24 protein-coding genes and 2 pseudogenes are annotated in these 22,137 nt (G+C 57.6%); 16 read left to right on the forward strand and 10 right to left on the reverse strand.

Annotation, left to right across the window (positions count from 1 at the left end):
- Together ACU8YE_RS05685 and ACU8YE_RS05690 are read left to right on the forward strand one after the other, a co-directional pair.
- On the forward strand, positions 1 to 108 hold a 108-nt coding region (locus ACU8YE_RS05685), incomplete at its 5' end, for an IS3 family transposase (RefSeq protein WP_322018241.1).
- Positions 109 to 272: 164 nt separating this feature from the next.
- Positions 273 to 554 carry a histidine biosynthesis protein gene (locus ACU8YE_RS05690; protein ID WP_446928289.1) on the forward strand — a complete coding sequence of 94 codons (282 nt, stop codon included), beginning with the start codon at positions 273 to 275 and terminating at the stop codon, positions 552 to 554.
- Positions 555 to 661: 107 nt separating this feature from the next.
- Here ACU8YE_RS05690 and ACU8YE_RS05695 read toward each other — a convergent pair whose 3' ends face one another.
- On the reverse strand, positions 662 to 1,108 hold the full coding sequence (locus ACU8YE_RS05695) for a hypothetical protein (RefSeq protein WP_446928469.1): 447 nt from the start codon (positions 1,106 to 1,108) through the stop codon (positions 662 to 664).
- Between the two features lie 31 nt (positions 1,109 to 1,139).
- A pseudogene (locus ACU8YE_RS05700) lies at positions 1,140 to 1,457 on the reverse strand (UPF0489 family protein); the annotation flags it as partial.
- 511 nt (positions 1,458 to 1,968) lie between these two features.
- Here ACU8YE_RS05700 and ACU8YE_RS05705 point away from each other — a divergent pair.
- Complete coding sequence (locus tag ACU8YE_RS05705) at positions 1,969 to 4,122, forward strand: DEAD/DEAH box helicase (RefSeq protein ID WP_446928290.1); 2,154 nt, start codon at positions 1,969 to 1,971, stop codon at positions 4,120 to 4,122.
- Positions 4,109 to 4,810, forward strand: a complete 702-nt coding sequence (locus ACU8YE_RS05710) for a DUF2290 domain-containing protein (RefSeq protein WP_446928291.1) — start codon at positions 4,109 to 4,111, stop codon at positions 4,808 to 4,810. The genes ACU8YE_RS05705 and ACU8YE_RS05710 overlap by 14 nt, the downstream gene beginning before the upstream one ends.
- Positions 4,811 to 4,859: 49 nt before the next feature.
- Here the strand turns inward: ACU8YE_RS05710 and ACU8YE_RS05715 are convergent, their stop codons facing one another.
- The 4 genes from ACU8YE_RS05715 to ACU8YE_RS05730 form a co-directional block, all read right to left on the reverse strand.
- Positions 4,860 to 5,351, reverse strand: coding sequence for a hypothetical protein (locus ACU8YE_RS05715; protein WP_446928292.1), 492 nt, complete (start codon positions 5,349 to 5,351; stop codon positions 4,860 to 4,862).
- 35 nt (positions 5,352 to 5,386) lie between these two features.
- Complete coding sequence (locus ACU8YE_RS05720; RefSeq protein ID WP_446928293.1) at positions 5,387 to 5,830, reverse strand: hypothetical protein; 444 nt, start codon at positions 5,828 to 5,830, stop codon at positions 5,387 to 5,389.
- Between the two features lie 237 nt (positions 5,831 to 6,067).
- Positions 6,068 to 7,078, reverse strand: a complete 1,011-nt coding sequence (locus ACU8YE_RS05725; protein ID WP_446928294.1) for a hypothetical protein — start codon at positions 7,076 to 7,078, stop codon at positions 6,068 to 6,070.
- A 158-nt stretch (positions 7,079 to 7,236) separates the two neighbouring features.
- Positions 7,237 to 8,565 carry a hypothetical protein gene (locus ACU8YE_RS05730; protein ID WP_446928295.1) on the reverse strand — a complete coding sequence of 443 codons (1,329 nt, stop codon included), beginning with the start codon at positions 8,563 to 8,565 and terminating at the stop codon, positions 7,237 to 7,239.
- 198 nt (positions 8,566 to 8,763) lie between these two features.
- On the opposite strand from ACU8YE_RS05730, the gene ACU8YE_RS05735 reads away from it, so the two are divergent.
- On the forward strand, positions 8,764 to 9,105 hold the full coding sequence (locus tag ACU8YE_RS05735; protein ID WP_446928456.1) for a helix-turn-helix domain-containing protein: 342 nt from the start codon (positions 8,764 to 8,766) through the stop codon (positions 9,103 to 9,105).
- On the opposite strand, the gene ACU8YE_RS05740 is transcribed toward ACU8YE_RS05735, so the two are convergent.
- The 4 genes and pseudogenes from ACU8YE_RS05740 to ACU8YE_RS05755 form a co-directional block, all read right to left on the reverse strand.
- Entirely contained in the window at positions 9,106 to 9,564 is a 459-nt protein-coding gene (locus tag ACU8YE_RS05740; RefSeq protein WP_446928470.1) for a hypothetical protein, read from the reverse strand. It lies immediately after the preceding gene.
- A gap of 10 nt (positions 9,565 to 9,574) precedes the next feature.
- A pseudogene (locus ACU8YE_RS05745) lies at positions 9,575 to 10,093 on the reverse strand (YqaJ viral recombinase family nuclease); the annotation flags it as partial.
- Between the two features lie 79 nt (positions 10,094 to 10,172).
- Positions 10,173 to 11,141 carry a DUF932 domain-containing protein gene (locus tag ACU8YE_RS05750; RefSeq protein ID WP_446928296.1) on the reverse strand — a complete coding sequence of 323 codons (969 nt, stop codon included), beginning with the start codon at positions 11,139 to 11,141 and terminating at the stop codon, positions 10,173 to 10,175.
- Between the two features lie 100 nt (positions 11,142 to 11,241).
- A complete protein-coding gene (locus tag ACU8YE_RS05755) occupies positions 11,242 to 11,592 on the reverse strand; it encodes a hypothetical protein (protein ID WP_446928297.1) in 351 nt (116 codons plus the stop codon).
- A gap of 393 nt (positions 11,593 to 11,985) precedes the next feature.
- Between ACU8YE_RS05755 and ACU8YE_RS05760 the strand changes: the two genes are divergently transcribed.
- The 11 genes from ACU8YE_RS05760 to ACU8YE_RS05810 all read left to right on the forward strand — a co-directional run bounded on the left by ACU8YE_RS05760 (position 11,986) and on the right by ACU8YE_RS05810 (position 22,126).
- A complete protein-coding gene (locus ACU8YE_RS05760; RefSeq protein WP_446928298.1) occupies positions 11,986 to 12,678 on the forward strand; it encodes a tyrosine-type recombinase/integrase in 693 nt (230 codons plus the stop codon).
- Between the two features lie 168 nt (positions 12,679 to 12,846).
- Positions 12,847 to 13,047 (forward strand): hypothetical protein, encoded by a 201-nt coding sequence (locus ACU8YE_RS05765; protein WP_446928299.1) that lies wholly within the window; start codon positions 12,847 to 12,849, stop codon positions 13,045 to 13,047.
- Between the two features lie 80 nt (positions 13,048 to 13,127).
- Positions 13,128 to 14,105, forward strand: coding sequence for a DUF2971 domain-containing protein (locus tag ACU8YE_RS05770; RefSeq protein ID WP_446928300.1), 978 nt, complete (start codon positions 13,128 to 13,130; stop codon positions 14,103 to 14,105).
- A gap of 175 nt (positions 14,106 to 14,280) precedes the next feature.
- The gene (locus ACU8YE_RS05775; RefSeq protein WP_446928301.1) at positions 14,281 to 14,640 is read left to right on the forward strand and encodes a hypothetical protein; all 360 of its coding nucleotides are present in this window, start codon (positions 14,281 to 14,283) and stop codon (positions 14,638 to 14,640) included.
- Positions 14,641 to 14,975: 335 nt separating this feature from the next.
- A complete protein-coding gene (locus ACU8YE_RS05780; RefSeq protein ID WP_446928302.1) occupies positions 14,976 to 15,311 on the forward strand; it encodes a hypothetical protein in 336 nt (111 codons plus the stop codon).
- Between the two features lie 236 nt (positions 15,312 to 15,547).
- The gene (locus ACU8YE_RS05785) at positions 15,548 to 15,811 is read left to right on the forward strand and encodes a hypothetical protein (protein ID WP_446928303.1); all 264 of its coding nucleotides are present in this window, start codon (positions 15,548 to 15,550) and stop codon (positions 15,809 to 15,811) included.
- Between the two features lie 159 nt (positions 15,812 to 15,970).
- A complete protein-coding gene (locus ACU8YE_RS05790) occupies positions 15,971 to 16,744 on the forward strand; it encodes a DUF4393 domain-containing protein (protein WP_446928304.1) in 774 nt (257 codons plus the stop codon).
- The gene (locus ACU8YE_RS05795) at positions 16,708 to 17,145 is read left to right on the forward strand and encodes a toll/interleukin-1 receptor domain-containing protein (RefSeq protein ID WP_446928305.1); all 438 of its coding nucleotides are present in this window, start codon (positions 16,708 to 16,710) and stop codon (positions 17,143 to 17,145) included. The genes ACU8YE_RS05790 and ACU8YE_RS05795 overlap by 37 nt, the downstream gene beginning before the upstream one ends.
- Before the next feature lie 51 nt (positions 17,146 to 17,196).
- Positions 17,197 to 17,514 (forward strand): hypothetical protein, encoded by a 318-nt coding sequence (locus tag ACU8YE_RS05800; protein WP_446928457.1) that lies wholly within the window; start codon positions 17,197 to 17,199, stop codon positions 17,512 to 17,514.
- Between the two features lie 693 nt (positions 17,515 to 18,207).
- Positions 18,208 to 20,352, forward strand: coding sequence for a two-partner secretion domain-containing protein (locus tag ACU8YE_RS05805; protein WP_446928306.1), 2,145 nt, complete (start codon positions 18,208 to 18,210; stop codon positions 20,350 to 20,352).
- Positions 20,353 to 20,395: 43 nt separating this feature from the next.
- Positions 20,396 to 22,126 (forward strand): ShlB/FhaC/HecB family hemolysin secretion/activation protein, encoded by a 1,731-nt coding sequence (locus ACU8YE_RS05810; RefSeq protein ID WP_446928458.1) that lies wholly within the window; start codon positions 20,396 to 20,398, stop codon positions 22,124 to 22,126.
- The last annotated feature ends 11 nt before the right edge of the window (positions 22,127 to 22,137 follow it).

A 22,137-nucleotide genomic window follows, 5' to 3' on the forward strand; every position in this document is an offset into this window, starting at 1 on the left:
AACTACATCGAGATGTTCTACAACCCAACACGGCGCCATTCGAGCGCCAACGGACTATCACCGGTAGAGTTCGAACAACGTCATTCCCAACGGCTCGGGGGTGTCTAGGAAAGTCGGGGCGATTCACCTTTGCTGCCGGACGGTAGGCCCATCGTTACAATAGGACAAGCGCAACGGCAGGTTTCCGGGCGTTCATGAAGGGGATAGGGAAGAGATGACAAGGGCGCGCGCAGGTATGATGCGCCGCTTTTCCCTAACAGGCGTTTTCCTGTATGCCGAATCGCGTTGATCCATCCATGATTGAACTCAGCTCGGCCGTGATGCTGCGCCGACGGGCTGAAGCCATTGCGTGGGTCCGCATGCAGATTGCACGCTATGGCCTGAAGCATGCCGACCTAGTGGTGGCAGGGGTTTTCCCGTCGCGGCGGCGGATTGTCCGGAAAGACCGATACCGCAGCGCCGACGGCCAAACGTGGGACGGGGAGGGCGACATGCCGGATTGGCTCCAGCGAGCAGTCAACGCTTGCCAGAGTCCGGAGCACTTTCGGGTCTGAGCGAACAGGGGGGGAGTGGGCTCCCTGTGGTCCATCGCGGCTGCAGCAAGAATGTATGGGGCCAGCTCGGGCTGATGTCGATGGCCACGTAACGCTGCCAGCGGCGCTCACGTCATCGCCGCTTCGATGTGCCGCTTCATGCGTGCCAGCGGCGATTTGCCTGTCACCTTCGAGCCCTCGTCGCGGCAGCTTTTGACGTAATCGGGTTCCGTTGCGATGGTGACGGCGACTGCGTTGCGCACGAGCCGGTAGAAGGTCGCTGGATCGTCCGGTTCGATCGCCTTTTCGGAGTGGAAGTAGTCAAGATCGATGTCGAGGACGTAGGGTTTGGTCTCGACGGCCGGAACGGCGTCCTTCTGCGCCATGGTGTTGAGTTCACCCAGTTCGTTGTCGAGGTAGACCGATTCGAGAACCTGGCCTGAATGAACCGGCGCGCAATCGTCGTCGTGCGGCATCTTTTTGCAACCGATCGCGCAGATCGAACTGGTCAAGTAAATGATGCCGTGCTCGCTGTGGTTTTCGTTGGAGAGGTTCACCACGAAGCCATGGGACATGATTCCCCCCCCCCCCCATGATCGCCGTCCGAACGTGCTCGTCGTTATAGAGCTTGTAGATGGCCTCCAGCACCGAGGCTTTGTCGTCGTAGCGCAGTTCCGCGATCATGACGGGCAACAGAGCATCCATCGCATCGCGCTTGTCATCGCCCGGCGTCCGATGCGTGGCGTGGTATCGGTGCCGGAGGAACGGCTCGTATGCGTCCGTGTGATGATCGAGCGTGAGGAGGGCCGGCGCGGCTGACAGGCTGCGACGGATCTCAGCCCAAGATTGCAGGACGTGATGGTGTGACCTGACGATGTAGACGTCTTTGCCGCCAATGTTGATCTTCTCGTGAGGTTTGGCCATAGGCGATGCTCGCGTGCAACTGCATCAGCATACAACGGTGGTGTAGGGGGGGCGACCGACCGTCGAGCCGACGCCGCATTCACCGCGTTGGGGGTACGCTGAGCGCGGCATCCTCTGCGTCTAGAACCAGCGCGAAGGAGTCTCCACTGACTTCGGATTGCTTGGCAAATGCCGCTTTCACCCACGCCTCTGCTGCGGTGTCGGCGTTACATCTTTAATCTTGATATACACGTTCCAAAGCCAACAAGTCCCAAATTCGTTCATCCGAGGACTGCATGTTAAGGCGTGCTGCGTCGACGCATCCAATGATGCGGCATGGAGTAGTCCCAGGCATGCTTTGCCTTTGACGGTTTAGTTGCGGCTGTCGGTACTGTCGCTGGGCTAGAATGACCAATTGAGTTGCTGGGAGGTAGTCTCCCGGCACTGCGCTACAAAACTGGCTCGCTCTCGAACGCCAGCCGTGTCGGGGTTGATGGGGCAGCAACGCGTGCAGACGAAAATAAGGGCTACCGTGTCTATCGATATCCTAGTAACGACGGATCGCATCAACGATGATCCGATGGGGCGCGAGTTCGTTCGTCATTTGGAGACCCACGCGACAGCGCTGGGCCTCGATGACGCAGCACTCTACTACGATTTTCCAACGTACTCGGACTACGAAACCGTCACACACAAGCCAGACGCTCTGCTGCTGAGCCCCGTGCACGGTATCGTTGCGATCCGATTCGTCAGCGGGCATCAGGCTGAACGGCAACCGAGCCATGTGCTAACAGACCTAGACGAATCGCTTGGCCAGTTTTGCAGCATCCTTATTGGCCGGTTGCTGAAGAGCAAGACATTGCGGCGTGACCGCTCTAGTCTAAACATGGCTGTTACGCCTGTTATCTTCTGTGACACTTCTCGCGCCGACGAACTGTTCAATGAAGCTGAGGGCGAAGTCATCTCGTCATTAGCCGCATTTGACGAGTTTCTCGCCGCTCAAGCAGATACCCCAATGCCTGACAATGCTTTTGCCGAAGCTAGATCGGTATTGGAGGGGGCGAAAGCGCTAACGCGTGCCAGTAAGCGAGTCGTGGACGATCCGGAGGCGCAACGTCCTGCGGTAGCGCTCGCACAGCTTGAGGCGGAGATTGCCAATTTTGACCAAAAACAGCGTCGCGCAGCTTTGGTCACAATCAATGGTCCACAACGCATTCGCGGTTTGGCTGGTTCTGGAAAAACAGTCATTTTGGCAATGAAGGCGGCTCACCTTCACATGACTAGGCCAAGTGAGCGAATACTCGTGACGTTCTTTACGAAGAGCCTTCGCTCGCCGATCAAGAATCTGATCACGAAATTTTATAGGCACTATAAGGAAGTCGATCCGGATTGGAATCAGATCCATATCCGCCATGGGTGGGGAGGGGCCAATACCAGTGGAGCTTACGCTGATGCCTGTCGCCGTTCTGGAATAACGCCAAGATCGTACGGCTCAGCACGAGATGCAGCACCGGCTAAGACTGACCCGTTTGAGTTCGCATGCCGAGAGTTGCTGGACAATGCGAACATCGAGCCATATTACGATCACGTATTGATCGACGAAGGGCAAGATTTTCCTGCCGCTTTCTACAATCTTTGCTTCGAACTAGCTTCGGGCAATCGAGATAATAAAAACATCGTTTGGGCATATGACGAACTTCAAAACATTCTGAATGTTCGGATGCGCTCACCAGAGGAGTTGTTTGGTGACGACGCCGACGGTACACCGCGAATTTCACTTGCTCGTGCCGAACATGGGCTGCCGCCAGGCGCGACGAACGACACGGTACTAAGTAAGTGCTACCGTAATCAACGCGAAATCCTGGTGACCGCGCACGCGCTTGGATTCGGAATTTATTCGGACATCGTTCAGCTACTGGAAAGTCCTGATCACTGGCAGGACGTAGGATATGAAGTCCTGACGCCGGATTTTCGTGTGGGAAATCATATCGAAATCGTGCGGCCTGCCGAAAACAGTCCCGTATCGATCGAGCGAGAAGGCTTGCCGCCGCTCATTGAGCACATGATTGCAGGCAACCTTATCGAAGAGGTGGAATGGGTTGTGGAAAAGGCTCGCGAGTTCTTGCGAGGTGGACTACAGCCTGAGGATATTTTGGTCGTGGCGCTTGATGACCGAAATATGCGTGACTATTTTAAGCTGCTTTCAGCGAGTTTCGCTGGCCACCAAATTGCAACGAACAACATACATGCGGACCCATACACTGAGCCGCCTTTTACGATCCCTGGGAAGATAACGCTTTCGACGGTCTATAGAGCTAAAGGCAACGAGGCTGCCGTAGTTTTTGCTGTGGGTGTTGACGCGCTAGCGCTCAATTTGCGATCTGATCGGAATAAGTTATTTGCGGCATTCACGCGAACCAAAGCGTGGCTGCGGGTCTCCGGTTATAAGGATTCTGCTCGTAGAGTTGCTGCCGAAGTCGACGCTGCCGCAGCGTGTTTCCCGTCCCTGAAATTTGTAATGCCCGACCTCAGCAAGATCAACCTGATTCAGCGAGATCTGAGTCAACGATCGATTAGGGCAAAGCGGATTAGAAACGAATACTTTGCTAAGTTGAAAAGCGAAGGGTTCAGCGATGATGAGATCGCCGATCTGCTTTCCGCTGAGGAGAAAAATGGATCGTTCTGATGTGGTTCGGGGAATAAATCGGACTTGGGAGGCTGCGGAGCTTTTGGGTGTTGCGGAAGTTTTCGGGAGCGCCGGGCCTCTTCCTGTCAATGATGAGTTTCGTGACCTGCTATTTTCAGCCGACACGTCGTACATGGACGTGTATCTGGCCGGATTAAGCATGTCCCACTACAACGTATTGTTGGCGGACTACTCCTATTTTCAGTTCAGTTGGGAGCGCGAAGGCTACGTTCGTTATGCCTTCTATCCGAATCCTTTTATCTCGGGGAGGGAGGGGGGGCTGGCCAACTTTAAGCGCCTTAGGGAGCTTGTGGTGGCCGAAATGATTACCCATGAGGAGTATCTGTCGCTCATTGAGAACGGTTCGCTAAGCAGTGGTGTGCCGATGTTTAGATATGAAAACGCTCCCGATCAGCGAAAAAAATTTCGACATCCTTGTTCGCATTTTCACATCGGTTTTCATTCTGAAAATAGATGGCCTCTAAAGAGGGTTTTGACACCGCTCGCGTTTTCGCTGTTGGTATTCAAGGCTTACTACGGACTTCCGTGGAAAGCGAAGGGTGACGACGATGAAAAAGACGTAAGCAACGTCTTTGAGCGCATGCTTATCGAAGAAAAGGCTAACTGTCGGTTAGTCTCTAATGTGCTGTTCGAGGAAATCGAAGAACGAACTTTTTTCTTTAACTGAGGTTGATACGGTTCGTTGCTCCCCCATCCAAGCCTGCGATGTTGACCGTTCAAGACAGCTTGCCGCCGTCATTTCGTATTTGACCGGCCGCGACAAGCTTTTCCCGCAATTGCGAGTTCTCGCGCTCAAGCGATGCAATATGAGCATGGGCCTCGGCCAGAGCTTCCAGGGCGTGTTGAATTGTCTTGTTGTCTTCGTCGGATCGAGCAAGCAACGATTCCAGCAATTGGCGTGCGGCAGCGGGGAGCGCCGCACTAGTCTCGATCGCTAAAGGTGGACGAGGGTGTGCGCTACGAGCACCAATGGTCTCTTGGTTTGCTTCTCGATAGCGTTCAATTGCTCTTTGGATGGTAGGGGCCGATGGACGGCGCTTCGTGCCATTGACACCAAGTGCTGCCCGGATCAATCGGTCGTAAGTGGACTGGCCGTAAACCCGGCCAGTCACTTCCGCGATCTTGCCGATCAGCTCGCCGAGGAACTGTTCATTGTCAGTTGGGTGGTTTCGATGGGATCTATTGATCACATGCATGATCGCATCCATCTCGTCTTTCTGCCAACTGAGCGATGTGCGTCCCATTACGTTAGGCCCCCCGGCTTCAACTGCAAGTGCGGGAGCCAGTCCGACAAATCGTCCGCGACTGCACCTTCAAAGCCGTTTGGCCAGATACGTTTGTCGTGATTGGCTTCGATATAGGCGTCGAACTCAGGCAGGTCATCACTCTCGTCAGCTAGCAGAATCGGGCGCACGGCTTCGTGGCGCAGTTCCGCGAAAATCTCGCCGACCAGTTCCCCTCGATAGTGTTTGCGCATCGTGTGGAACGCAGTGGGGTGCAGGATGTAACGGGGCGGGTCGTTCAGTGCAATCGGAACACGGTGGCCACCGTACTCCAACTCGACGATGTTGATGTAGTAGCCGGTAAGACGAGAAGTCAGAGTGATCTCGAAAGTACGTATGGACGTGGTCAGGCGGCCGCGTGGCTGAAACCTGATTGTGTATTCGGATTCGTTGTCGGAGGACATCAGAAGAAACCTGTAGAGTGTGGCGGGTAGCCTAGGGCTGTAGATCCAGCGCTAAGGTGCTGGGGCTGATGACATTGTGGCACAGAGTTATAAAAATAACTATAAAAGTTATGCTGCTTGGCCGTCGTGTCTGTCGACTTTGCGTATGCCCTGTAAAGGGGCGATGGTCTCCGCCCGTACAAAAAAATGCCGGCCGTATAGGCCGGCACCATGCTCCGCCACGGTTAGATAAGTGGCTCAGGCCGGTGACAGCCCGCATTGGCTACGCCATTCGTTCATCATGTCGTTGCTGACAGGTGCTTCTTCCCCCATGCCGTTTCGGAAGTCCTTCAGCTTGGCGTCGTAGCAGTCTTGGCCTTTGCTGGACGGCTGAGGGGCGTTGATGCCCTTCGGGGCTGCTGGCGATTCTGATGCCGTGGGCTGCTGGCCGGGGACGATGTTGTCGGGGACGTTGAGCACGGCGTGAACGTGATCATCGCCCCGGTAATGGAGCAAATCCCACATCGTCTGACGCCAATTCCTGTCAAGGCGAGCGGTACTACCGTCCTGCTTCGCCAATTCGACGCCGGACCAAGCCGGCACGACTTCATCATCCTGCACGAACCACTGGAACACCTCGGTTGCCTTGGTGACGCCGCTGTATGCCTTGTCGATCTGCGCGAGCGCGTCTTTCTCGGCTTGCTCAAAACGGACGCGTTCTTGCTGCACGCCCATCTGGCTATTTCGGGCGTCATTCAGCTCCCGTTGTGCCCGCTCGACGGAGGACTGGGCCGCCTGCATTGCGCTTTCGTGGTTGACGATGGACTGTTTCAGCGCTTCAGGCGTGTCTGAACCCGATGGCGCACTATTGGCTTGCAAATGTGCAAGCTGCCTTTGGGCATCGGCGAATCGTTTCTCCAGCGTATCGGGATTCGTCTGGCGGATGCTCTCGGCGGTCTGATCGAGGCCGCGGTAATAGCCTTGATAGTCGTGCTGCGTATCGCTGACCTTCTGCTGTCGGAGCGCCGCAAGAAGCTCCGCGCCGTTTTTCAGAACACAGCGGTATTCCACCACCGTACGGCTCGTGTCGTCCTTGAACGAACGCCATTCGTCCTTCTCACACGAACTACGGTTCGACAGCGCAGTGTCGTAGGTATGCGTCGAATCTTGCGGAACGGCTGCAGCCTTGACCGTGTTCACCTCGGAATGACCGCAACCGGCCAGCGCCAGGAGCAGGACAGCCACCAAGGCAAGGGGGATGGATTTCATGTTCATAAGCGAAAGATGGTGCGGTGAGAAAGGCACATCGGCTGAGAAGTGGTCAGCCATCGCCAGATGGAGAAAGGCGCGGCGGACCGGAAGAACCAGCCCCTGCGCCGAGGGAATACGCCGCCGCCCGTCTGTAGGACGCGGCATAGGCAACGTGGTTACTGCGACACTCCGATCGTCACGTACTTGGTATCGGTGTCGAACGTGAGCGAGCTATCGGCGCCCGTCGTGCTGTTGACGGTGAGGTAGGCGTATTTCGTGATGCCGTTGGCCGTGTACTTGTAGACCTTGGCGTGCATGACCGAATGAAGAGCAGGGTCAGGACGACCCGCATAGGTGAGCGCCTGCACAATGCTGACTGGAGCGTCGGGCTGGCCGGGCGTGTCTTTGCTCGTGAACGTCGCATTGCCATTCGCATCGAACGTCGTCGTACCCGACTGCGTACAGTCTTCATACTCGGCAAAAACCACACCGCTAAGTTCTGCGAGGTTCGTCACTTCCACCATGTCGCTCGACACATAGACATACTGACCAGGCTGATTGGCGACGATCGCGCCGACGCCATTGGCCGTGCATAGCTGGCCGACACGGTTGCCCAGAGTGGACACGACGCCAGTGAACGAGCCTGCATCGGTAAACGAAGTCACGTTGCCGTCCGAGTCGATGGTTGCCTTCGCCACGTACTGGCCGCGATGCGGGTCAGCGATGGCGATGGCGAACGTGCCGTCGAGATTGATGGACGAACCGAGTCGGATGGCCGTGAGGCCCGGCGTGGTATACGCCGTCGCGGCATAGGCTTGCTGAGTCAGTGCCTGACCATTGGCCGTGTTCACTGATGCTTGGGTCTGGGTCAGACCAGAAGCCATCAGCGAAGCGCCATAGGTCTCAAGCAGGTTGTCACCCGCGTCGCCTTTTTCAGCCTTGAAGGCAGAATTGAGCGGGTTGAACCCGTTAGGCAAAGTTGGTTTGCCCGGCAGGGTCGTGAGCGCCGTTTTCAGTTTGCCCAGTGCACCGTTCAGGTTGTCCGACGTGACGGCACTGGCCAAGTCGCCGTTTTTCGCACTGTTGAACCAAGCGTCAGGGGCCTGCTTGCCGAGCACTCCGACGATGATGTCAGTCAGCGGCGTGATATTGGTCGTACCCGGCGCAGCAGCAACTGAGTGCAGCACGGTTGCCGGATCCTTGACATTGGCTTGACCACCGACAACACGGACAACACACGGATAGTCGCTGATCTTGAGCGAAGCGCTCCAAGTGCCGTCCGCGGCCGTGGTGGCAGAAGCCGTCGCACCCGATGCGCATTTCAGCATCACGCTACCGCCAATGATGGGAGCACCGATGGCGGCAACGCCAGTTGTGGTGACAGCCGCCGGGCCATCGTTGGATGCTGTGGGGCCGCCGTCGCCTCCGCCGCCACAGGCCGTCAGGGTGGCCGCCATCATGGCGCTGAGGACGAATTGACTACCCCCTAGATAGATGTTCTTCAATTTCAGATTCCTTGTTGATGGTTGGAGTGCGTGCCCGACAAGCAAACGCGAGCTCGATTCTGTCGTGTTTACTCTACAAAGCAGGGCATGAAGAAACCCGCACAAGGCGGGCGTGATGGTGTGACAGCATTGGATTGTAGAGTAAACACGTCCTAAAATGATGTGTTTACAGCGTCGTGAATCAGTCGTCAGGTGGGCATCCTGCACGCCATGACTGCCAAGCGCTCAGACACCCCGTCCGCTCGACCGGCCCCGATCTCGGTGGCCCTGGGCAAACGCATCAAGCAGTGCCGCCATGCCGCCGACAAGTCACAGGAAACGTTGGCGTTCGAGGCGCACGTCGACCGGACCTACATTTCCTCGATCGAGCGCGGGATTGCCAACCCTTCGGTGGAGACCCTGGCGAACATCTGCTACTGCCTGGGCGTGACGCTCGCCGAGTTGTTTGCGCCGCTCGATGGCGTGTCGCTCAAGCCGACCGGGCTGCGGCGCGTCAATGCCGCTACGCCGCCCGAGATCAAGCGCAGTCGCCTACGGTAGCTACGGGGGCTTGAGCCGGATCGACACGGCACCTTCCGCCGTCACGCGCCGCGTTGCCGTCGCGGTGAGCCGCAGCGGACGTTTGGCCGTCTCCAGGCGAGCGTTGAAGCCGGCCAATCTAGGCTCGGATGCGGCGGGATCGAGCAGCAGTAATGCAAGGGTCATGAATCGGCGATGGGACTGCTGTCCCTCGATGCCCACCGCCAGCGCCACATGGGTTCGCCGTCGGGTGCGCAGCGCCACGATTACCGGCCAACCTTTGGACAATTCCTGCACACAGAAGCGCAGCGCCGCTGACGGATTCCCTTCGGCGGTGACAGGCCGCACGCCGCAGTTCAGTTCAGCGAGTTGGCGGCGCAGGGCGATGGCCCGCGATTGGGAATAGCCAAGAAACTGGCGGATGCCGTTGACGGTCGGGCGCAGTTGTCCGGTGGCGAAGGCATGCTTGAGTTGCGTCACGTCGAGGTCGTGCGACGTGCCTGGCGGTACCCGTAACCGCCAACTGGTGCTGCACCTGGATTTGCACGTACTCCGGCACGCCGTCCTGCCAATGACGCGCACCGAATAAGCCCGCCGTTTGGCACTCCAGGATTTGCACATCGGGCACGCCAATGACTTCCCGATCCAGGTTGGCCAACATGAAGTCAATGGCAGGGTGTCGCAGCACGGCATTGACCTTGCGGACACGATGACCCGTCTGCTGGGTATAAGCCGCTGCCACGATCGGTTCGAGCCACGTTCCCCAATAGACAGGTTCGGTGGTGTCGTTCGGATCGGGCTTGGGGAGCTCGGCAACTTTGCCGGTCTTCTCCATCCACAACTCCGGCAGGCTCTTATAGGGGTTCAGGCCAACCGCTGCAGCGGCATCCGAGCCGCCAATGCCGGTCTTGCGAACTTCGAGCCAATGCGCGCGGGACAGCTCGATGGTCTTGACGAGCTTCAATGCGGCGCGCCGCGGCTTGTGCCGGGTGGATTCGGGTGCAGTCACGCAACCTCCAAAAAGAAGAAGGCCCGGTGAGCGAACTCCACCAGGCCGTCAGATAGGGAAAGGAGAGAGGGAAAGCTGGCTACACCACGAGCCGAAGGGCTTCATCCCACGCCTTCTGCTTGAGTGTTGCGCCGGCTCCAAACCAGGCTGAATCTCGCCGGTTATCGTCACTGCGTGCCCGGCGGTGGTGGTCCGTGTACTCGGTGATTGCATTCAACAGGCCCCACGCCGTACCGGTAGCCGATGCCATGTCGGCCCCCTTGCCGCGACCAGTGAACAGTTCCTGCACGGTCTTGATGGCACTGTCGTTGGTGGCCGGCACGCGCGTATTGGCTCCGGTTGCGTGATAGGTCAGCACGCGGCGGAAGAAGGCTTCTGCCGCTGTATCGTTGACCTTGCATTCGGACAGGGCTTTCATGCGGACCATGAACCCATCCCACGAGGACACAGCGATACCCAATTGGCGCTTCACAGCCTGCGCGTCGAATTGGCTGCGATGAGGCACTTTGACGGCGCCAGTGTTGTCGCCCAGCGCAATCGCCAGTGTGTTGTTGCAAACCACGCGGACGGAGGTGAACTGAGCAGTGGTCGCGAGCGTGCCGTCACACGCTGTTGCAAGTAGCAGATAGCCATTCACGCGATCAAGGCCCTTGAGCGTGGCGCTCTGGCCGGTCTTTGCGAGCGCCCACAGCTTCTTGCCGTCCTTCAACACACCTGCGGTCTCTAGTTCATAACCCCCTGCGTCCACCAAATCGCGATAGAACTCGATAATTTCGGCCGGCTGCACAACTTGGAATCGACGGGAGACGACCGACAACGGCAATTTCGTATCGCTTCGGTACAGCACCTTCTGCTCGGGGAAAGCGTGGATCGAACCGAGTATGGAGCCGGCGGCGCCGGAGACGAAGCGCACTTCGGCTTCTTCGATGGTCCAGTTCATGCCGGCACGTTCTGCCCACACGTCGATGGGTTGGTTGGGCGCGAGTTGGTTGCCGAGGCCGTGCCACGGAGTTTCGTTTGAGTAGGCCATACTGGTGACAAGATGCATAAAAAATCTCCTGATAGATAACGGGAAACAGAAAACAAAAATGCCTAGAGCCCGAAGGGCTCTAGGCATTGAGTAAGGAAAGGGAAAAGCGAAAGAGCCGTCAGGCGTCAGGACGCGTGTGGCTTGTCGAGAAAACATGACCACACGCCTGGCACTCGTAATTGTCGAGAACACTGGCGTCGATCTGCCCACCGATAGCCGAACCAGCGGCACAGCCGGCCGCGCTACCGAATAGCGCCCCCATCAGCCCGCCCGCCAAGCCACCGAAGATCGAGCCAACGGGACCAGCGATCATGCCGAGTGCGGCGCCGGCTTCGGCACCGCCGAGTGCGGCAGCGGCGCTACCGAGAGCGCCGGCAGCAGCGCCAACCGCACCACCAGCCTTGCGGGCATAGTCACGTGTGGCGATGCGGGTGGAGTTACAGCGGGGACAGGAAGAGCAAAGAGTCATATCAGCCTCATGAGAATTCAGGGCAAACGGCGTTGCCCAGGCATACCGGGATGGATGCTCAATGTGGTGATATATGTGCGAAATTTTCTGCGATTTAGTAAGTACCGTCGTCTGATGCCGCCCAGAGTTGGACGTCCGACGCGCGGAGCCACCATAGCGGAAGTGGCGCCGGACGGCACCATCTCCGCTTTCCATCAGGATTCTTTTGGGGCTGATGTTGCGGCCTGCAGGCCGGGCCATGGTTGTCGCTACGTGCTACTGCATTCTGGGTAGGAGTTAGTCGATTTTTCCGAGGACGAGGCCAAACAGGCCGGTTTATGATGGAAAGGAGCGCTCGCCGTTTCTCTCTCGTAACAGCCCCGAAATTCGGGCGTATTCCGAGATGGAGAAACGATGCACGTCAAACGCGCTAAGACCCTCAAGCCTTCCCAAATCCGTCATCTGCTTCGCGTCACCGAGGCCACCAGCCGCCATCCGGAGCGCGACGTTCTCATGCTGCTGTTGGGGCTCACTTGCGGCATGCGCGTGTCCGAGGTAGCCCGTATCGAAGTGGCAGATGTGATGTTGCCCGGTGGGCAGATTCGCGAAGAGGTAAGCCTGCGCGCCGCAATCACGAAAGGATGCCGACAGCGATGCATCTATCTCAGCCACCCGAAGACGATCGCAGCCTTGGAGCGCTACGTCGAACGGCGGTGGCAGAACAACAAGGGCACGGCAATGGACCGGAGCATGTGGCGCGGGCTGATGCCACAAACGACCCTGATCCTCACGCACAAGGGCGGCCCGTATGAGCTTAGCGTCAAGCGCCGTATCAATGATGCAGGCGAGCGGGTCGAGTATCTGGCGGCAGACAGCCTACAGAGCTATGTCACTGGCCTTTATCGTGCGGCAGGCCTCGGATCAGGTTACAGCAGCCACTCGGGCCGCCGCATCTTCGCTAGCCGACTGCTGGCGCAAGGGCACACGATCGAGACCGTTCAGCTTCTGCTTGGGCATGCGGAGCTGGATCACGTCGCCCCTTATCTGGAAGTGACGAAGCAAGAACTGCGAGAAGCGATGGCCGAGGTGGGCAATCACTGGGGGTAAATTACCCAGATTGAGTTAATCCATCTCTTCAATGGCTGAGCGTGCTCCTCAACCTATACCATTCAGGAAAGCTGATCGAGCGGGGCTGATATGACACGGTGCAGAGTTCGGGTGAGGGATGGTCGAATCATAGCCGGATATGCGCACGATGGAGCGCGCCTCCGAGTCATGCCTGGTGAATATGAGGCGCAATGGATTTCCATCGCCCGCGGGCAAGACCCTACCTTTCATGCGGCTCTTCGGATCATAGATGCGGATACTCGTGGCGGCGACCTCGACGTGTTCCGTACGGAATACGCTGACGATCTCCAAGATTTTCCGAATCTGCCTGAGGACAGCAAACTCGAGGTGCTTGCGATACTCGGATGACAGGGAAAAGATGACGTTTCCATCTGGTGCCACTCCCAGCAGCAACAACCCTCCAGTTATCCGATTGCTACGTTTTCGCCATGCCTGATACTCCGTCGAAGGATGCTTTGATTCGTGCGCTGACAACGCCCTTGTACTCGGACTTTGATGCAAGCAAGCACCTGCCGCAAAAGCGGCCGCTGCTCGCGCATTACACGTCGGTCGACAATATGCGCAACATCCTGATCGGCGAGGAGCTTTGGTTTTCCAACCCGCTGAGCATGAACGACTACGAGGAGCTGTATTTCGGTTTGCAGCACGGCATGCAGGCAATCCGCGCGCACAAGAATCTGTTTCAGACCTGCACCACGTTGGGCTGCTATGAGGAATTCACGGGCCAGCTTGAGGCCTGCCAGCACCGGTTTAACAGCGAACACGCACTTGACACTTACGTCGCCTGCTTCTCCGAGCACGATCCGCGCGAGGACGCAGATGGCCGCCTGTCCATGTGGCGCGGCTACGGTGGCAACGGCAGCGGTGCCGCGATCGTCATCGACACTGCGCGGTTGAACATGAATGAGCAATCCCCTTTGCTGATCGCACCGGTCGAGTACCTGAGCCGGGAAGCTCGCCTGGCGTGGATCAACCAGCGGCTGGACCTCTTCACTACCGCCCTACAGGGCTTGCGGATCAACAAGGACAACGTCAGCGTGGCCGCCACGGTGCTATTTCACCGGCTGCTCCAGGCTTCGCTCTTTTCGAAGCACCATGGCTTCTCAGAGGAGCGCGAGTGGCGGGTCGCTTATTTCCCCGGCAGGGATCGCGCGAACACCTTCAAGAGTATGTTCGGTTACTGGATCGGTCCCAGCGGCGTGCAGCCCAAGCTGAAATTTCGGCTAGCTCCGCTTGAGGGCATCACCGACCCGGATTTCGGGTTGGATAAGCTGGTGCACAGCATTATTCTCGGCCCAAGCCACAACCCCCTGTCGCAGCGAGCGACGTTGCGCATGCTGGAGCTGGAACGCCCCGTATTGGCCGAGCGCCTGCGCGTCTCGTCTACACCCTTCCGGCCAACCTGAACAACGTCAAGGAAAAACAGTATGGCACGTCGAAAATATCAACGGAAGAGTCATTTGGCCGAAGCGATAAATCGTTCCAGTCCGGGTTGGCAAGTATTTTGGGCCATCGTCGTCGCGCTGGCGTTTATCTTCTCGATAGTGATGTACTTCTCGCACTGAGAGCAAAGGAAAAGAAATGAATGATGACCCGAACGATGAGTTCGTTGCAGACCACGACGAATATGTCGACGTATGCGTCGGAGCAGCGACGTGGCAAACGGGAGATGGCCGCTACATCCTTGAGGAGGACTTTAAAGTGTCGGGCGAGGTTTGGCGCGTACACAAAAGCGATGCTGACCCGTATCCATCAAATCCGCATGCCCACTGTGTCGGCGGCGCAAAACGGTTCATCGGCTGCACCCTGCACCTCGGGACCGCACAACTGTATCGCAAGCGCGACGGTCTCGGCCGGTTCTTGGAGTCGTCACAGTTCGAGCGGCTTCTTGAACTCATTCGGCCCAAGTTTCCGGGAATTATTTTTCCGTTGGAGGCGTAGAAAAAATCCAATTTCACAAAACGTTAGAGAACATCGGTAATGAAAAGAACGGTCGCAATCGTCGGTACAGCATGCGTCTTCTACACCCTTGGCCTATTCACCCCACACTGGATTGCGCGTTACACACACAAGCAAGATATTCAGGGCATAGCCGACCACTGCAACAAACTCACTTCCGACAGCGGGAGAATGGGAGATGCCAGCAAGACCCTCTTCCGAGAGTGTTTCAGCCAGAATGTTGCCTCTTTGGTTGAGGCACGCGAGAAGTCGGCTGCGCGAGAAGCTGGTGATCTTGCAAGAAGACTGGACCAATTCTAGTAGTGGGTCGGAATAACATGAAGAAGATTTCATCTGCGCTCGCTGCCGTCTGCGGGACGGTAGTTGCTACACATGCTTCCATCACCAACGGTTCCGAGCCGACGAAGGCACCTCAATCGGTGTATGAGCACGACGTTCGTCGTGCCACGACGAGCGAGGGCCTGACGAAAGCAGACATCGCATGGCACGCGGTGAACACTTATGGCTGGGACTGCGAAGAGGTCGTCAAACAAGACGCGCCGACAAGGGATGGCTATTACGTCGTTACTTGTAGCAGCGGCAAGAAGCTGCGAGTCTATCCGCGGCCGCAACAGCATCCGCGCATCACGAATATGAGCGGCGACTACAAATAATTTGGATCGAAAAAAGCGATGCAAGCCCAAGGACCAAAGTGTCTCGCCGGTGCGATCGCGTTCGCGGTTATCGTATTTTCCGTGATGTTTCGATACGAATACCAGCATGCAGGAACCGTTCGTCTCAATCGATGGACCGGCGAGAGGTAGGAGATTTGCCAGCTTGCACGCGGCAACTGGATTTGGACGGTCGACTGCTTCGCGGCGCAAAGTGGGCGAGAACCAGGAAAAAAGTCATGAAGGTATTCGTTGTAATTGATAGCGCAATGGGTGGGAACGTGTACGCCGGTGTTCATCGGGCTCGACCTGATGCGCGGCCGGGAACCTGGGTGCTTGAAGTCAACGTCGTTGGCCTGCAGACGGACCCTGATTTTGTGTACGTCGCGCAGACCCTTGATCCGGTGATGGACGTCTATCGTTATGAAGGCGTGTACGGGGACTATGACAGGGCGCATCGCGCGTCTGGTCAAGGGGGCTCAGCGCTTCGCATCAAGATTTGAGCCTCGAAAAAGCAATGGCGGCATTCCCAGGCCCCGACAGAGAGACGTGGAAGAAGATGAGTCCATTGGCGCGCAAGGTGTATTGCGCGGCAGTATTTGCCGTCTTCCTGACTATCTGTGCGGTGTGGCTGAAGTAGCGTTGCGACAACGGAAAAGCAGATGAACGAACTCGACCTATTGAAGGCCATTCCTCCTGAGGTTGCAAAAGAAGCCTACAGCGATGCTGTGTCTGGGCCTCTAAGAGAGGCCGGCAAGATCGGGACCGACTTTGTAAAGACGGTTCGCTTGATTTTGTTCCCGTTGCAATATGGTGCCTACCTGCAGGATAGGCTCGCACGTCGGCTTAGTGAGGCTATCGCACGAGTGCCAGAAGAGAGGCGAGTCGCGCCCGTGGAGTCGATTGCGATAGAGGTGGCAGATCGTCTGAAGTACCAAGGTGACGAAAGCGTCATCGCAGAGATGTATGTGAGCCTACTGGCAAGAGCAATGGACCGCGAGCGAACTGGCGAAGCACACCCGGCTTTCGTTCATATTGTCAGCCAACTCGCTCCGGACGAGGCATTGTTGATCGAACAGATCTCCCGAGCGCAACCGTCAGCATACCTGCGCCCTCCTAACAACGGTCACGCAGTTTTCAAGGGAAGCGAGCGTGCATCCGTGATTCAAGCGTCAGCAATGTCAGATTGGCAACAACAGCAACTTCAGACTATCGCAGTTCGGCCTGAAGATCTCGCCCAGCCTAGTCTGCTGTACACATACATCGAGCATCTAGTGTCCTTGGGCATTGTGTCCTACACGAACGCACCATGGGGTCGGGACTTCCAAAATTCGAAGTCGAACGATTTCGAATTTTGGTTCATCGAACTCAATGGCCTTGGCGAGTTGTTCCATCGGGCATGCCTGTCGGATCGGGCCAAGCAGTTGCTTGGCTAGGAAAGCGATATGGCAATATCCTCGATCAGTGGCATGCCGCGCCGGGCCAAGATCTAGCAGAGTTCATGGAAGGCAACGTGCAAAACAGCGACCGCGTGCTCGTAGTTTGTACTGAACTTTACGCATATAAGGAACAGAAGCGGCAGGGTGGCGTCGCATACGAGCAGCTGCTCGTAACAAGCGAGATGATGCGGAATGTTGATACGACGAAATTCATTCCAATCGTAAGGCAGTCGACGCAGCAGCGCGTTTTGCCGCCGTGGTTGGCTGGGCGCATGCACGTCGATTTATCTGATGGCGCCGTCTACCACGGCGCCGTGGAGGACCTTGCTCGCCATTTGCACAATATCCGCCCGCCGATCCCGTCGCTGGGTCAACCGCCGATGGCGTTGAGAGGCTAGCCACCTGAAGGCCAACGAGGAGAAAGGGGGGCGTATGTCGGCTACTGGTCTATCGAGGCGGCGGCAGCGACGTTTCTGCTCGAACTGAACGATTCAAGCTACCGCGACCATCTGTTGTATCCGAAAGATCTCGTGGATTTCGCACGCAGATTCCCATCGGGCCAAGATGCAGTTGTCGACGGGGCGCACAGGCACAGTTTGCGTTGTGAAGCAGGCCAGCCATGTCCAAAGTCCGGCTACTGGTTGACCCCAGCCAAAGCAGGATCGCGACGTTCCTTCCAACTGGGCGACGTGATGCCCGAAGTCGCATCCGACTATGGAACCACCATCTGGCAGTGGGACAACGATCAATCTGATCCGAAGCTGTAGTCGTCTTCTTTTGATCGCGACGCATCGAGAACGAGCGCAGTACGTCGGAGTACTGTTGCGATAGAAAACAGAGTGAGGCGTGGTGTTCTCCAACCTGATGTGTCGCTCTCCGGCAAACATCGGGTTGAGCACATCTTGGCTACGGATTGTTCGGTCAATGTGGGTGGCCCGGGCGGGCCGCCCTTCTTAAGCACTATTTCCGCGATCTGCCCAGCGGTATTGGCCTCGTTGGAGGCAGGCTCGCCCTCCTGGGGTGATCAATAGGGCATTTTCTGTCGCTTCGCCCGGAGCGTTCGGCGTGGCCCGAGTGCGTATCGAGACGTGCGAGTAGTGGAGCTACGGTGAGTCAACGATCCGCATCAAAGCTTTTCATAGGTAGGTCCCTGAAGGGGTGGGTGCCTCTAGAATTAGATAAGACTAAATACTGAATCTTAATTTATTGAATTGGGCTCGCCGCGCTGCTGAGGTGAATGCTAACCCTTCCAATTGGGTAGATCGATTTAGGTAGATGCGACCTGATTCTCGATTTTGTTTGCCTCTTTCCCCGCTTGAGAGGGGTAAATGACGCATTAAGTTGTCGCTGCTTTCTCCGTTTACACCCCGAGTGTCCGTTGTCGCGATCACGGACTGCGTTACCCGCGAACAACTACAAAAACTGGGAGTGTCCCGCCTGATGCGGGCGGTGAAGCAGAGATGGCCGAGTCGATCCATATTGAACTGCGTGGCAAGCATGCCGTGTTTCGCCACATTGCATGCCTCTGCGCGCTCGCTTGGGGTATTCCCACATTTGGGGCGGGCGTGGTGCCAGACGGCGGAACTGTCACGACTGTGGTGTCGGGGGCAAATGGCCGGCAGATCGTCAATATCGCTCCTGCCGTGTCGGGCGTTTCGCAGAATACCTATACGCAGTTCAACGTCGGCACCGCCGGTGTCACCCTCAACAACGTCGGCATCAATGCCCGCACGATCGTCAACCAAGTCACCAGCACAAACCCCAGTCTGATCTCGGGTGAGCTGTCTGTAGCGGGGCCCAGGGCCAACGTCGTACTCGCCAATCCCAATGGCATTACGGTTGACGGAGGCTCATTCGTCAACACCGGCCACCTCGCACTATCCACAGGCCAAATCAGCTTCACCGACGTGCAGATCGCGCCGGGTCTCAATCAACGTAACGTCAACCTCGACACTAGCAGCGGCACCATCACCGTGGGGCCGAACGGTTTGACCGGGACGTTGATCGGTTTGGACATGCTGGCCAGAAACATCAATGTGCAGGGGCCAGTCACCAACACGTTTTCTTCCCCAACGGCAGTAACCCGGCTGACCGCAGGTACGAGCCGCGCCGTTATCAACACAGGTCTATCGCCAACGGACAACGGTCACGACTGGCTTCAACTGGCGCCGCCTAGTCAGCCGCAAACCGCAAGCAGCTATGCCATCGATATCACGGCGGCGGGCAGCCTTACCAGCGGCCGCATTGAATTGATCGTCACGGATAAGGGCCCGGGCGTACGCAGTGCCGGTGCATTGAATGCGTCGTATGGCGATTTCGTGCTCACGTCCAACGGAGGCGTTCAACTCACCAACGCTGCGCTGACTGCGGCTAACAACGTGAGTCTCACCGCCAAGGACGCGGTTCAGCTTAGTGGCATGAACATCAAGGCCAACAGTGGCGGATTCAACGTGGCCGCAATTGGAAACATTGGCCTGTCTGAAAGCAGCGTTGTCGCCAACGGCGCCGTGATTCTGGATGGCGCATCGGTTGCGCTTCAGAACAATGGATCAGGAACAAGCACGCTCGCATCGGTCAATAGCGGCGTGCTGATCAAGAGCGCAGGCGATATTTCCAACGTAAACACGCTGGTACAAGGTAATACCAGCATCAGCGCAAACTCGGACTCGCTCGGTGCGGTGACCCTGAATGCAGGCGGGAACGTACTGAACCAGACGACGCCAGGCAGTCAGTTGGGCATTCTGTTCGGCCAGAACGGCGACGTTTCGGTCAATGCCGCTGGCAACATCACGAATCGGAACGCGCGCATCCTGTCGAATCAACAGGTCGCCTTGTCAGCGGGTGGGGATCTCTTCAACGTCATTGACCATACCGATGGCGCTGGCGCAGGGACACCCGTGACCTATTCGAGCCGCGGCACGCGTTGGCTGGTTTTCTCCAAGCGTGAATCCGGCATGTCAGTCGACTATGGCGAGGTGATCGATCCTGCCCGGTTGGCTTACATCACGGCAGATGGCGGTAACGTCAAGATCTCCGCCAACAACGTTGTCAACGCTGGCGGTTCCATCCTGTCGAACAACGGTGATATCTCGATCCGAGCAGCCGGTGCGTTGACTACGTCGGCCGTCTTTACGGGTCAGGCGAGCTTTGGCCAGAGCTGCCTGTTCCTCTGCTCGTATCGTGCATCCAGCACTGTCCAGGCGTACGGCGGTGTAGTGCAGGCCGGCGGCAATATTGACATGACTGCCGGTTCGCAACTGTTGAACGTGGGCGGCATCGTTCAAGCCGTTGGGACATTGACGCTGTCGGCGCCAAAAGTCATTGCGCAGGGCGTGACGGGCTATTCGGGGTTTGTGCGCGAACACGACATGAAGGCTTGGTTCGGTAACAACTGGGCAGCCATCTACCGCACGGATACGGGCGGCATTTTTCAGGCAGGAACGGGGCAAATTCAGATTGCCGGCGAGGCTGATATCAACGGGGGACTGTTTTCGGCGCCGGGTGGCGTACAGGCAAGCAATGGGGTGGTCACCATTCGTCCGAGGCAGCGTACGCCCGTCACGATTCAGAACCATCTGGGTCTGATTTCCTGGGTCGGGTTCTGACATGCGACGCATCGGATTGGCTGCCGGCATGGCGGTGTTGAGCATGACCGGGGCCTTCGCGCAAACGCTTCCACCTGGGGCGTTCGTACTGCCGCGTCCTGAGCAAGACCCTGCTCAGCGTCTGCTGCAAGATCAGAGGAACCGGGAGCGTCAGCAGGAAGCGGATCAGGCGCCTGCGCAGATTGCTTTGCCACAGGCGCCCACAGTGCCAGACATTCCAAAAGATGCAGACGTTGACTCGCTAGCGGATGTCGAGCCCATGTTCGTGATTCGCGAAGTGGAATTCACCGGCGATAAAGTGCTGCCGCCCAGCGACATGCAGGCCATCGTGGCGCCGTTCCTGGGCCACAAGCTAGGTCGTAACCGAGTGAATCTGCTGCTGCGGCGGTTGACCGAGACCTTTATCGAGCGCGGGTATATCACCACGCGCGCTTACCTCGGGCCGCAGAACCTCGCTTCTGGTGTGATGAAGGTCAACATCATCGCGGGCCGGGTGGGCGGCTATACGCTGAACGGTACGCAGTTGCGTCCGCTACCGGCCGATGTGCACCCTTTCCAGACCGAAGGCGGCGGTGTGCTGACTGACGCGGGAACCGCATGGGCGTTCGGGAGCGGCGTGGGCAACGTGCTGCGCTTGCCTGACCTAGAGCAAGGCGTTGACCAGATCAACCGACTGCGCCGCAACCAGGCAGAGATTCAGATTCTGCCCGGGCAGTCGCCGGGTGACTCGATAATCGCTATCGCGAATCGCCCCGGCGACCGGTTCTTTTACGACGTGGGGATGGACAACTATGGCAGCACGCAGACCGGCAAGCAGCGCTACCGAGTGAGCGCCGAAGCGGACAACGTGATCGGCTTGCAGGAATCGATTGGGCTGAACTACGTCGGTACGCGGGACAGCAACGCAGTCGTCTTCTCGACCGCTGTGCCGGTGGGGTACCAGACCTTCAGTTACACCACGTCCATATCGGAGTATCAGCAACTAATCGGCGATGTAGCCTTGCTGCAGGGCCGGTCCTTCAGCCAGATTCTGGGCTGGAATTCAGTGTTGGGCCGCTCACGTGCAGGGCGATACAGCTTCGATCTGACGTTCACGAAAACGCGATCAGAACGCAGTGTCAACGGCCTTGATCTGTCGCCGCAAAGCCTATCGGTGCTGCGCGCCGCGCTCAACGGCTTCACGCGTTTTACAGCGTCGGGTCAACCCGCCACGGTGACGTACGAGGTCGGCTATTCCCGTGGTGTGCCATGGCTGGATGCAGACCATGATGCGCCGGGCATCACCAGTGGCGATGCACACAGTCAGTTCAACAAGCTCGATGCAACGTCGACTGTGCAAATGACGCTCGGCTCTGTCGGGCCAACATCGTGGGCGTACCGCGGGACCATTCACGGCCAACTGAGCCATGTTGCCCTGTTCGGGACGCAGCAGATCTTTCTTGGCGGCATGAGTTCGGTTCGCGGCTTCGCCGAGGGCGGCATTGCCGGCGACAGCGGCGTCTATGTACGCAACGAACTGGCTTTGCAGAACGCGCCCGTATGGCATGACGCACGCATCGAACCCTATCTTTTCCTGGACGGCGGTAAAGCGCATCTGGTGGCGCAAGGCGGCTGGCCGACGCTGGCGGGCACCGGCATCGGCGCTCGCCTCCAATGGAAATTCCGCAGTCAACTCATCACCAGCGAACTGCTGGTGGGGCAAGCACTGATTCAGCCCGCATCGCTGGGCAAGAAGGCCACCGTATTGCTGGCCACACTCAACTGGTCGATCTAATTGAAGGACTC

The sequence above is a fragment of the Ralstonia sp. VS2407 genome (assembly GCF_052950655.1).

Coding starts and splice junctions, on each gene's coding strand:
- ACU8YE_RS05725 (WP_446928294.1), bottom strand. CDS start 7,078: ATGAAATCCATCCCCCTTGCCTTGGTGGCTGTCCTGCTCCTGGCGCTG.
- ACU8YE_RS05760 (WP_446928298.1), top strand. CDS start 11,986: ATGCACGTCAAACGCGCTAAGACCCTCAAGCCTTCCCAAATCCGTCAT.
- ACU8YE_RS05765 (WP_446928299.1), top strand. CDS start 12,847: ATGCCTGGTGAATATGAGGCGCAATGGATTTCCATCGCCCGCGGGCAA.
- ACU8YE_RS05690 (WP_446928289.1), top strand. CDS start 273: ATGCCGAATCGCGTTGATCCATCCATGATTGAACTCAGCTCGGCCGTG.
- ACU8YE_RS05795 (WP_446928305.1), top strand. CDS start 16,708: ATGCCTGTCGGATCGGGCCAAGCAGTTGCTTGGCTAGGAAAGCGATAT.
- ACU8YE_RS05770 (WP_446928300.1), top strand. CDS start 13,128: ATGCCTGATACTCCGTCGAAGGATGCTTTGATTCGTGCGCTGACAACG.
- ACU8YE_RS05695 (WP_446928469.1), bottom strand. CDS start 1,108: ATGTCCCATGGCTTCGTGGTGAACCTCTCCAACGAAAACCACAGCGAG.
- ACU8YE_RS05755 (WP_446928297.1), bottom strand. CDS start 11,592: ATGACTCTTTGCTCTTCCTGTCCCCGCTGTAACTCCACCCGCATCGCC.
- ACU8YE_RS05805 (WP_446928306.1), top strand. CDS start 18,208: ATGGCCGAGTCGATCCATATTGAACTGCGTGGCAAGCATGCCGTGTTT.
- ACU8YE_RS05785 (WP_446928303.1), top strand. CDS start 15,548: ATGAAGGTATTCGTTGTAATTGATAGCGCAATGGGTGGGAACGTGTAC.
- ACU8YE_RS05790 (WP_446928304.1), top strand. CDS start 15,971: ATGAACGAACTCGACCTATTGAAGGCCATTCCTCCTGAGGTTGCAAAA.
- ACU8YE_RS05775 (WP_446928301.1), top strand. CDS start 14,281: ATGAATGATGACCCGAACGATGAGTTCGTTGCAGACCACGACGAATAT.
- ACU8YE_RS05810 (WP_446928458.1), top strand. CDS start 20,396: ATGACCGGGGCCTTCGCGCAAACGCTTCCACCTGGGGCGTTCGTACTG.
- ACU8YE_RS05750 (WP_446928296.1), bottom strand. CDS start 11,141: ATGCATCTTGTCACCAGTATGGCCTACTCAAACGAAACTCCGTGGCAC.
- ACU8YE_RS05780 (WP_446928302.1), top strand. CDS start 14,976: ATGAAGAAGATTTCATCTGCGCTCGCTGCCGTCTGCGGGACGGTAGTT.
- ACU8YE_RS05710 (WP_446928291.1), top strand. CDS start 4,109: ATGGATCGTTCTGATGTGGTTCGGGGAATAAATCGGACTTGGGAGGCT.
- ACU8YE_RS05715 (WP_446928292.1), bottom strand. CDS start 5,351: ATGGATGCGATCATGCATGTGATCAATAGATCCCATCGAAACCACCCA.
- ACU8YE_RS05720 (WP_446928293.1), bottom strand. CDS start 5,830: ATGTCCTCCGACAACGAATCCGAATACACAATCAGGTTTCAGCCACGC.